11 protein-coding genes are annotated in these 10,332 nt (G+C 62.3%); 7 read left to right on the top strand and 4 right to left on the bottom strand.

Features of this window, described 5'->3' with window-relative positions:
• Nucleotides 1-118 precede the first annotated feature (118 nt).
• The 4 genes from RCH12_RS13560 to RCH12_RS13545 form a co-directional block, all read right to left on the bottom strand.
• The gene (locus tag RCH12_RS13560) at nucleotides 119-895 is read right to left on the bottom strand and encodes a ribonuclease H-like domain-containing protein (RefSeq protein WP_327017202.1); all 777 of its coding nucleotides are present in this window, start codon (nucleotides 893-895) and stop codon (nucleotides 119-121) included.
• Entirely contained in the window at nucleotides 896-1,147 is a 252-nt protein-coding gene (locus RCH12_RS13555; protein WP_327017201.1) for a hypothetical protein, read from the bottom strand.
• A gap of 219 nt (nucleotides 1,148-1,366) precedes the next feature.
• Nucleotides 1,367-2,035, bottom strand: a complete 669-nt coding sequence (locus RCH12_RS13550; RefSeq protein ID WP_327017200.1) for a hypothetical protein — start codon at nucleotides 2,033-2,035, stop codon at nucleotides 1,367-1,369.
• Nucleotides 2,035-2,829, bottom strand: a complete 795-nt coding sequence (locus RCH12_RS13545) for a hypothetical protein (RefSeq protein WP_327017199.1) — start codon at nucleotides 2,827-2,829, stop codon at nucleotides 2,035-2,037. The genes RCH12_RS13550 and RCH12_RS13545 overlap by 1 nt, the downstream gene beginning before the upstream one ends.
• Nucleotides 2,830-3,450: 621 nt before the next feature.
• On the opposite strand from RCH12_RS13545, the gene RCH12_RS13540 reads away from it, so the two are divergent.
• The 7 genes from RCH12_RS13540 (at nucleotide 3,451) to RCH12_RS13510 (ending at nucleotide 10,312) form a co-directional block, all read left to right on the top strand.
• The gene (locus RCH12_RS13540) at nucleotides 3,451-6,933 is read left to right on the top strand and encodes a hypothetical protein (protein WP_327017198.1); all 3,483 of its coding nucleotides are present in this window, start codon (nucleotides 3,451-3,453) and stop codon (nucleotides 6,931-6,933) included.
• Nucleotides 6,934-7,182: 249 nt separating this feature from the next.
• Nucleotides 7,183-7,935 (top strand): RNA polymerase sigma factor, encoded by a 753-nt coding sequence (locus tag RCH12_RS13535; RefSeq protein ID WP_327017197.1) that lies wholly within the window; start codon nucleotides 7,183-7,185, stop codon nucleotides 7,933-7,935.
• Nucleotides 7,936-8,018: 83 nt separating this feature from the next.
• Complete coding sequence (locus RCH12_RS13530; RefSeq protein ID WP_327017196.1) at nucleotides 8,019-8,447, top strand: hypothetical protein; 429 nt, start codon at nucleotides 8,019-8,021, stop codon at nucleotides 8,445-8,447.
• Nucleotides 8,448-8,505: 58 nt separating this feature from the next.
• Complete coding sequence (locus tag RCH12_RS13525; protein WP_327017195.1) at nucleotides 8,506-8,730, top strand: hypothetical protein; 225 nt, start codon at nucleotides 8,506-8,508, stop codon at nucleotides 8,728-8,730.
• Between the two features lie 163 nt (nucleotides 8,731-8,893).
• Complete coding sequence (locus RCH12_RS13520) at nucleotides 8,894-9,037, top strand: hypothetical protein (protein ID WP_327017194.1); 144 nt, start codon at nucleotides 8,894-8,896, stop codon at nucleotides 9,035-9,037.
• Between the two features lie 159 nt (nucleotides 9,038-9,196).
• A complete protein-coding gene (locus RCH12_RS13515; protein ID WP_327017193.1) occupies nucleotides 9,197-9,502 on the top strand; it encodes a hypothetical protein in 306 nt (101 codons plus the stop codon).
• A 168-nt stretch (nucleotides 9,503-9,670) separates the two neighbouring features.
• On the top strand, nucleotides 9,671-10,312 hold the full coding sequence (locus RCH12_RS13510; RefSeq protein ID WP_327017192.1) for a hypothetical protein: 642 nt from the start codon (nucleotides 9,671-9,673) through the stop codon (nucleotides 10,310-10,312).
• The last annotated feature ends 20 nt before the right edge of the window (nucleotides 10,313-10,332 follow it).

The raw sequence follows: 10,332 nt of genomic DNA, 5'->3' as shown, positions 1-10,332 counted from the left end.
TGGGCTGGACATGGTGGGACTTCCTGATTCTCGCCCTACGTCAAACGGCGGACTTGCTCTGAGCTACTGGCCTCAACTCACCCTGACACGTAGGGTGGCGATGCGGTGGGCTGGTGGCCTATGCGGCCTGGCGGTTCTTGATCGGATCGTGCAGCTTCGTGGTGCCGCGGATCGCCGTCCCGCAGTTGCGGCACTTGTACCAGTCGTACGCCTGGTGGAGTGTCCGGTAGAGGCCTGTGTACTCGTGCGGGCCGACCTGCCCACAGCCGGGGCAGGCATCCGGCTTACCGGTCCACATGCCGATGTGCGGGTGACTCCTGATCCAGGGGCGGAGCCGGTCGTAGAGCGCTTCGGTCAGCCTCACGTCCTGGCGGTTGTACCGCTCCATGAGGCGCCACGCTTTGGCGTCGCCGGCCATGCAATCAATCCAGAGCTGGAACCCGGTGTGTGATGTTTTGCCACCGAGGCCGAGCTGGGATGCAACGTGGTCGAGCTTGTTGCTCTGGAACCTGAACTGGCTGCGGGCGACCTGCAGCAGGTCGACCTGCTTGTACGGGCTGGGCGGTGTCAGGCCGGCGAGAACGAACTCGCGGTTGAGGTGCTTGACGTCGAAGTTCTTGCCGTTGTAGTGCACCACGATGTCGGCTTCGTCTAGCAGCTGCCAGGCGGCCAGCACCATGGCGGCATGGCCGTCGGTGTGATCGGAGTGGAAGCGAATCTTTCGCTCGTCGTACCACTTGGCTGCGAACGCGAACACGGAGCCGGGTTCGACCAGCTGGGCGAGCGAGATGTTCTGATCCCAGAGACCCCACGTGTACGCGAGGTTCGGGCGGGTCTCGATGTCGAAGGTCAGGATTTTCACCTGACGTGCAGCCTTGCCGATGATCTCGTACACTTACGCCGCCTTCCGGATTGGAAGTGCGGCGTCGTGTCGGTGCTGCCAGATCGTGGTCAGGCCGGCGCTGAACCCGTTCGCAAGGAGCGCGTCGCGGATGGCGAGTACCGGTGTGGCCGGGTCTGCCATGTAGGCACGCAGCCGGGCAGCTGACTTGGCATCGATCGAATCGATGTAAGCCTCGATTTTGCCTGCGGCCTTGCCTGCGGCCTTGTTGCGTTGGCCGGGTGAAGTAGAAAGGTTTTCGTACATGTCGCTGCCCCCTCCAGAGCGTAGTGCGGCTGGAAGTTCACATGGTGAACCGGCCGCAATTACTCCATGCGTCAGGTTTTTGGAAATGGCCCATGGCAGGTGAAAATAGTTCAAAATTCTCGATGATCGGCTTATTGATGCTTCACCCGTTGCGTGAAGGGAGAAAAGGCCTAGCGGTACTGGCGAAGGGAGTGTGTATTCCCTCCGCCTATTCACAAGCTACGCAGCAGCTAGCAACAGCAGGCCGAGGTCAAGCGGAAGTACGAAACCTGCTTCGTGTGCGAGGCGTGCCCAACCTTCAAGGCCCTTCCACTCAGCCCCACACCCGGCACAGTCGATGAGTGGCGGCCGACCCTCTGGCAGCGTCGCACCCAGCAGGTAACCGTTGCTTGCCTGGCGGAGCTCGTCACAGCTTGGGCAGCGCACGCAAACCTCGATCCGCCGCGGCGGTGCCAGCAGGTAGTGGGACCGGTTCACAAGACCACGGAGACTGCCCGTCATGAAGTCCAGGTCGTCGCCCGTTATGGCACCGGTGGTCGCTTGATTGCTAATCCAGGTGAGCCAGGTGGTGAGCGCGGTCTGCGGGTCGAGGGAGCGCGGTTGTGCTTCGCCCGTCACCTGCTGCATTGCGCTTCGGCCGGCACGCTCCATGGCCTGGTAGAGGTCGAGTGCGGAGGCGTTCGCGGGTGACCGGAGATGCGGTGCGCTGCTGCCCGTGGCATCACCTGAGGAGGCACCACCGGCCGCCTCGTGCACCTGAGTGATGAGGCAGGACTGGCGGCCGTCCGGCTGAGTTAGGGCGCCTACGGTGGCGCTGAGCGCGGCCAGTGCACGGTCGGTGGTGTGCTGCTCGAACGTCTTGTCCGGGTTGTAGATGTAAGTCTTCATTACGCTGCGACCTGCCCGTCGTGGTCGGCGCTGTCGAGGAAACCGCGGAGTGCGGGAGACGCTGCCGCGAGGGCAGCTTCCGCTCGCTTTACTGCTTTGGCGGCTGCACGGACGGTCATCCCACGTGCCAGCGCCAGGTCCTTCACGCTGCGCGGTGCGCCGCCTTCCAACCCGTAGTGATCCACCAGTAGCCCCCGATGAAACTCGGAAATCTTCGACAGCTCAACAGCCACAACTGACTGCTTCTCGCCGTCAGAAGCTTCCTCACCAGGCCAGCAGTCAACACCAGGAAGCACGTCGCCGATCGTCAGACCATCGTCGCCGATCGGCGTACTCAACGATGTGGGCCGGGCGATCGGGAGTTTCATTTTTACTGCGTAGCGCCGCTGCTTCTGATTGAGCTCGTCAGCCGGCATCCCTGCTACGGCGACCGCCTCACCGTCAATGGCGGCGGCTGCGCGGAGGTATGAGTGTAGAGGCACGTTTGTGGTCGGGTCGTAGCCGCCGATCACCTCGACGCATGCCATGAGCGCCTGACCTGCACGGTCATCGGATCCCTGCAGGCCCTTCCGGCCGAACGTTGCTTGGTCGGTGATCCATGGGGTGTACGCGGTGAGAAGAGTATTGCGGGCAGTGCGGGCGACGGCATTGGCAGTGTCAGTTGCGGTGATCCGGCTGCCGGCTGCCATCTGCATGATCAGGAGCGAGTGAGTCGCCTGGTCGAGATCAACACCTTTTGGTGCCGGGTGGATCTGGTTGGTGGTTGGTACTGGTCTCGCTGTCTTGATGTCCATTGTTCTTCCTCAGGTGGCGCGGACCCGGAACGGGTAGAGCAGGTGCTCACTGAGGTAGTGGTGGAAGTTGGCTTCGAAACGCAACACGTACTGAGAATTCGGTCGCATATATAGGCACGCGCGCGTGCGCGCGGGTGAAGCCGAAAACGGAGGCGGCTGGTGGCGGATCACCTAGCTGCGGCTCTGGCCACGTTCTGGCCATGCTGCCCGGCACTGCCCAGCAATTGGCCAGGAGCTGCCCAGGGCCAGTTCCGCTCTATGACCGGGATGCAGACCTATTAATAGATATATGACCAGTTAAATGTAGATAGATAGGCATCTCTGAGCTTTTCTGCCTCTATACGCCTCCACTGCTCACCTACTCTGCATCTCTCTCCGATTTCCGTCTTCCGGCCATTTTGTCCTCAGCACCCCCGCATCCCAGTCATAGCGCCGATCTGCTTCTGGGCAGGCTGTGGCCAGAGCTGGCCAATCGGCCATTTTCGCTGTGATCTCTGGCCAGAGCGGAAAAGTTTTCGCCGCACACGTTGCGTTACACCAGCGCCTTCCACCACTACCTCACGAGCAGATCAGCTCCCGGTCATAGCCGGCACCGATGCAGTAGCCCGAGAGGCACACCAAATGAGCACCACCAACTTGAACAAGACCGCCTGGCTGGCGCATCACTCCGCCGTCTACGCTCGGCACGCTGAGTCCTACCCTGCCGGCTCCGTAATCAGCATTTGCGCGCGCAGTGCCGGGTCTAGTGTTTTTCGGACCGCCGGCTTCGCCGCTCCTGGCGATGCCGAGGCTGCATGGAAGCTCATTGAGCGCGAGGCGGCCAAGGGTGGAGACGCTTGGGTCTCAGTCGGAATCATGGACGCGGCCGCCGCTTCTGTCGGCGGCCGGGGGAAGAAAGCCGATGTGCTGGGGCTCGTTGCGCTGGTCGTTGACATTGACACGGACGACGGGGAGCACCGGGTAACGGGCAACCCCACCCGCGCCGAGGTGGCGGAGTGGCTCACCGAGGTCCCAACCCCGACCGTCTCCGTGGACTCGTCCGGCGGCTTCCACTGGTGGTTCGCGCTTGAAACGCCAGTCGACCCGCACACCGCCGAAGGCGCAGAGCTCATCGCACGTCACAAAGCTTTCTGGCTCGCTTTCGGAGCCAGCCACGGACGTAACATCGACGCCGGCCCGCTTGCCGCGCTCACGCAGGTGCTCCGGCCGGCCGGCACAGTCAACGCCAAGGGTGAGCAACTAAAGGACGTCGAGCTCGTCTCAGCCAGCGGTCCGATGTACAGCCACCAGGATCTGCTGAACATCTACCCGCCTATCCCGGTGAAGACCGCAGCAGCTGTTCGCAACCGGACGTTCGTAGGTTCATCGGCTGCGTCAGCTCCGCGTGACCCGAACGCTGAACCTCGTCCTGGTGACCTGTTCGCCGCCGCGTTCCCTGTCGATAGCTTCCTGCAGGAGGTGTTCGGAGCCGAGCTGCACGGATCCGGTGTCTCCATGCCGGACGCCGCCGGTGATGTTGCAGACCGGGATTCGGGTCGCTTCTTCGAAACGGATGATGTACAGCGGGTCACCTTCTTCTCCTCGACCGCCCAGGCTGCTTTCGGACTCGAGGATGACGCGCACTCACACAGCAGCTTCGACGTCCTGGCACATTCGGTGGGCGGGTACAAGCAGGCAGCTGCACTCATCCGTCCTTTCGACGGCGAGTGGGTCAACTCTGACCTGGTTGATGCAGTGCTTGCCGCCATGCTCCCGGAGGTCGCTGCAGCATTCGGTGTGGTCACACCTATACCATCCATGAGTCAGCTCATCCCAGCAGCAGCAGCAGCAGCAGCAGCAGCAGCTCCGGCAGCCCACGCACCCGCCTCGTATGATGGCATTCCATACTCCGACCAGCCGCCGTACGACCCGGAGTACGGCGACCTGCCCACCGCAGCCGTTCCCACCGTGGCGCCGGAACCGCTCGTGATCTACCCGCCAACCGCAGCCGGCGACCAGGCCACCCTCGATGCTCTACTTGCCACCGCAAGGACCAAGCCCACTCAGGCCGGCACAGTCATCGTGCTTCCACCGGAAACCCCGACAGCCCGTCCAGCGTCAAGCCTTCCCCGCCTGCCGGCAAAGGTGGAGCTGACCGTTGCCGCGGCCATGGAGACGCAGACTCCGTCGATCTTCAAGCTTTCCAACAATGTCGAGGTTCGCCTGTGGAAGGACGGGCACGGAGTCTACGAGACCGTCAAGACCGTCGACGATCAGGGCAATGAGGTATGGAAGGCGCGCCAGATCTGCAACTGGGTACCGTGGCGATCAATGGTCGTGTCTCGCGCCGCAATTAAGAATGGTGTCCCGGTTGAAAGCGGTGACAGGACGGTCACCGTCACGATTGCACGAGCCGATCGCGTTGTCCATTCTGCGCAAGGCTTCTCGCCGGAGGATGCAACCAGCCCGTCCGCCGTAGTTCAGCGCCTCGACATGGGGGTGGCTCTGCCGATCGGCAGCACCAAGAAGGAGCATCTCTCCAACGTGCTGCGTGAGCTCGGCTCCGACGACACCGCTACACGGATCCAGGAGCTGACGACGATGGGCTGGCTGGCAGGTGAGACGGGGGTTCGCACCGGTGTCACATACGCTGCACCCGGCGGCTCGGTCAACGGGCGGGGCCCCGTTGAAGGTCTCGCGGTCGGTGTGCCGGCAAAATCAGATATCGATGCGCTGACCCCGACGCACGAAGCGCACGGGTGGCGCGAAATTGCCACGACCCCTGCCGAGCTTCGTGAAGGTGCGCTGGCGCTGGCCAGTTTCATTCAGCTCAGCCCGAATGCCGAAGCGCCCGTTGCTCTGGCTGGGTTCGGCATGATGGCGAGCGCCCCGCTCAGCCTTAGCCGCCGGGCCACACTGATGATCGCGAGCCCGCCGGACATGGGGAAGACGCTCCTGCTGAGTGCGACGCAGTCATTCCTCACGCCGGCCTGGCGTGCGGGATGGACGGGCGGCACCCTGATCTCATCGTCAGCGGCCGGCTGCGGCGTCCTCTCCTCGTACCTCTCCTCGGCCACTGGGTTCTGGGATGACTACCGGGTTCCGGAGACTCCGTCGGACGCCGCGCGCGTCAAGGCTGCGCTGGCCAGGGTTCTGCAAGCCTCGTATACCGCAGTTTCAGGCGAGGCCAAGGGAACTCAGAACGGTGGCCTCCGAGGCTCCTCAGACGCGTCGACGACGTCAATTGTCTCCGGCGAGGCCCTCAGCGAGGAGCAGGGGATCGCCTCCCGAGTCGTGTCCATCGCGCTGGAGGAAGGCCGTGGCGACATCGCGATGCTTCCGATGGGTGATGCGCCTATCGACCAGTGGAGGAAGACCAGCCCAGCAGCCGCCAACCGATTGTTCGGTGCGTACATCTCATGGCTCGCCCGGAAGATTGACAAACTCCCTCGCGGTCTGTCGGGCTGGACCACCGCCAACGACGAGCTCAAGGCTTCGTTGATGCCTAAGACCGGTGGCCGATCGGCTGAGACGGCTGTAGTGATCGCCACAGGCTGGGCGCGGTTCTTGGAATTCGCTGAGGAGGCAGGTATCGCCGAACTTCTGCCGAAGATGGCAGACGTCAACGTGGTGGTTGCCCGCCTAGCCGAGTCTTCGGGAGAGCGGGCCCGGAGCACGAACCCAGCCAGCACCTTGGTTCGTGCTGTCCGTGACGCGATCGCCGCAGGATCCGTGTACCTCGAGCTTGCCAACGGTGGCGTTCCGGTTGTCGATGAGGCCCGTCGTCTCGGCTGGACCGTTCGGCCCGATCACTTCGGCCTCCTCGAGACGGTCCCGTCCAGGACGGCCGCCGGTCTCATCTCGATGGATGGGAAGTACGTCCTCATCTACAGCGCCGCGCTCAAGGACCTGAAAAGGTTCACGACTGTTGCCACTGTACCGATGGGCCAGGTCGACGCGGGGTTCTCGTCGGTTGTCGTTTCCGGCACTGAGCCGGGAGGCAAGAGCCCTGTCCCGCTCGGGCTGAACCGCAAGCGTGGCTATGTCGTTGCCGCCGACCTGTTGGATCTACCTGGCACAGCCCTAATGGCGATGCAGGGCCCGGAAGCAGAGCAGAACTTCTAGAGCAGCAACACACGAACGGCCTGTCTACATCACCAGTAGACAGGCCGTTTTTTTCGTTGCCGCATGCCTTTTTGGTAGTGGCACCGTCTAACCGCCACCAGTCTCCGCAAATGTTACCCCCAGTACAGGGGTGATTTCTGATATTGGCGGTTTTTCGTCCCTTTTTAAGTCTTTCTCAAGCTCTCAACCCCGTGTTTCGCCGCATGTCTCCCTTCTGAAGCCGTCAACCCCGGCTCAAAGGGACAAGCAATGTCGAACACAATCCTCACCGCAGAGCATGCAGTGGAGCTCTCCGTACGAATTCAGGCCGCTGGCCCTTTCGAGACGGCCAAACAGCGCTCAGCTCGTGAAGACCGCAACACCGCACGCACTGATGGAGGCCGCGAGCCGGCATCAGCTATCCCGCCGGCAGCCTGGGAGCTGGCTTCTTTCGCTGAGGGTTCCATGAAGAGGATCGCCGCCAACTGGGCGGCAGCTAACCCGCAGCTGGTCTGGGATGACCTGCTCCAAGCCGCCCAGTTAGGAGCAGTGGCGGCAGCACTAACTTTCGCACCAGAGAAAGGCGCGTTCGTCAGCTACGCCAAACACGACATTGCCGGCGCCATTCGTGAGTATGCGTCGGAAATGCACGAGCACGCTTCCGTCCCACCCGACATGGTGGCTTCAAATCAGCGTGGCTCCGAAGCCACGAAAGCGGCCGCCGCTTCCTGGTCCAAGAGCATATCCCTCGACAACGACAGTGCCGACTCCGAAACCGCACCACTTCGCGATCGCATCGGTGCGCCTGAGGCCGGCCTGTCAGTCGAGGAGAAGCTGAGCGTCCAGGCTGCGGTCAAGAGCCTCAGCGTCCGGGCTCAGCAGGTTCTTGCCCTGGTCATCGACGCCGACTTGACGTCCGGTGAAGCGGCCAAAATCCTTCAAGTATCCGAGCAGGCAGTCCGTGCCAACCGCCAGCGTGCCCTGTCAGCTCTGGAGCCGATTCTCAAAGAAATCTTTGCGTGATGTTGCGTTTGGGCAGCCATTTCCTCCACTACTACCTGAGGCAGCGACCGTCTTCCTCGCAAACGAAGCAGAAGGAACAGAACATGAACCACGAAATCATCTCCGCCGAAAGGCTTGAAGCTGTCGAGAACGATGTCGCGGCGAGAACAGCCACAGGCACTCCTGTAACGCTCTGCGCCAAGGTCTCCCTGGTCCATGGTGCCAACCGCCAGGTTGGCATGATCCGGATCGGTGTGGTCGGAAGCCGGGTGGGGTGCAAAGCCCAGGTCACTTCTGACGATTTCATCGACGGGGAGTTCAGCCTCACCGCTGTCTACGACGCACTCAACCTGATCGTATACGGCATCGGCGACCTGTTCGGACTTGACGTTTTCTACGCACCGCAGCGAGGTGTCAACAACCTTTCTTGGACGCTGACGTCCGAAGCCGCCGACCACTCCGACCTCCGTTCTCGCCTTGACCTTGAAGGCGAGTCTCCCGAGAACCGCGAACGCGCCTTCGAGCTCAACTAACCACAAACCACCAACCACGCACCACCACCGGCTGAGTGGCCGGAGAAAAGAGATCCAAATGCCTGAGACCACCACCACCACCACCCCGCTCGACCTGACCACCGCCGAGTCCGTCGAAGAGGCTCTCGTCTCGCTCTTCCCGGCTCTCGCCGGAGTTGACGCGGCTGCCAGCCGTTACGCGGCAGAGCTTGCTGGCTTCGATGCCGCAACACGGACCACGATCCGCCTGAGCTTCCACTTGGCTGCGCAGACCGCGTTGATTGAGCGCCTGCTCTCCAAGTAGAACCACAAACCCACACCAACCACCTGCACCACTCACTTTCCTTGGAGGGGAAGAAAATGAACACCACGAACAACAGCAGCAGCAACCACTTCACAGTCGCAAACTTCGGCAGCGCGCAAACCCGGGTCGCCTTCGCGCTCGCTCAGCTCAAGGCTCGCGCCTGATGGGCATCATGCAGGACGCCGATTTCTTCAAGCCAACCGGCACCTACGCCGAGAAGGCAGCGGACTACGCCTCGATCCCGCCAGTATCAGCCGTTTGGTCCGCGGCGACCGTCGCGCGAGCTCTAGTCGACGGCCGCCGCTGATCTGAGGGGCGGCTCGGATCATCTAACCGAGATCCGAGCCGCCCTGAAAAGATTTTCAAAGTATTTTCCCAAAACACCCCCATTTTTGCGCAAGCGGCCACTTCTATGTGGTGAAGGTCAGAAGGCCTCTCAGACAACTACGAACAACTAGGAATAAAAATGTCGAACACCACCACCACCACCACCACCACCACCGCATTCATCAGCGCCGAAAGCATCAGCGACCAGGAAGCCGAGACGTACCGATTCTTCGGCACGATCGTGCTGACGGTCAATGATGCAGACGCCGAGCTCGAAGTCGAATGGCCGGCCGGTGACCACGACGAAGCCACCCTCGACCAGGTGGCAGCGGCCGCCGCTGCCAAGCTCGGCTGGGTCCTGGAGAACGCCAGCGCAGATGACGGGGTCGACAGCTACGAAGGCCGCGAGTTCACACGCCGCGAGTACACGGCCACACGGGCGTAACGGTCCAACTAAGCCCCGCGTACCAGTTAGGTGCGCGGGGCTTTCTTGTGCCTAGAAAAGATTCTCAAAGTATTTTCCGGAAATAGCCCGATTTTTGCGCATGCGGCCACTTCTATGTGTCGAACCAGTCATACGGCCGGTTCACCACCAGAAAACAGAAGGAACCAAATGAACATCCTCAACCTCACAGTCACCGCTACGGTCCACGCCGCGATCCTCGACCAGATCTCTTCCATCGGCTCTGCCGAACTGGTCGCATCGTTCAGCACCGCGAAGGTGACACCCGGTTCGACCGTCGAGCTGTGGTGCGAAGGCGCCGGCCAGGCGCCGGTGTCACTTGCCGAGCTGGCGTTCGACGAGCTGGAGGCCATCTTCTACGGCCGGCTGGCTCAGGAAGATGTTGACCTTGACTTCGCAGCCGGCTTCGGAGCTGACGCTGCAGTGGCTGTTGACGCCGCGGTCCTTGCTTGGGCTGAGGCAAGCGAGTTGAGCGTAGAGGTGGGGGAGTGCGACGCGGACGGGCAGCTTCACTACCCGGTGACAGTGGCCGAAGTCGACCGGATCACGTTCACCGACCACGGCGTCACACTGCCGCATTCCCTGGTCACCGTGACCGTAGACGGCCGCGCCACCACGTACACGGCCCGCGAGCTCAAAGCCGACCTGGACGCTTCCGGCCGCGACCGCACCGACGGCGTCTACATGCTGCCGGTTATGTGTGCCTGGTTCTTCCTGGACACCCTCGATTACAAGACGGTCACCGTGCCCGGCGACGCCGGCGGCATCAACTACACGATCACCGCAGCGTAGGCGTCGGGGATTAGGGGAGA

The sequence above is a fragment of the Cryobacterium sp. MP_3.1 genome, assembly GCF_035984795.1.
GTDB classification, from domain to species: Bacteria; Actinomycetota; Actinomycetes; order Actinomycetales; family Microbacteriaceae; genus Cryobacterium; species Cryobacterium zongtaii.
This window is presented reverse-complemented; position numbering and strand designations above follow the sequence as displayed.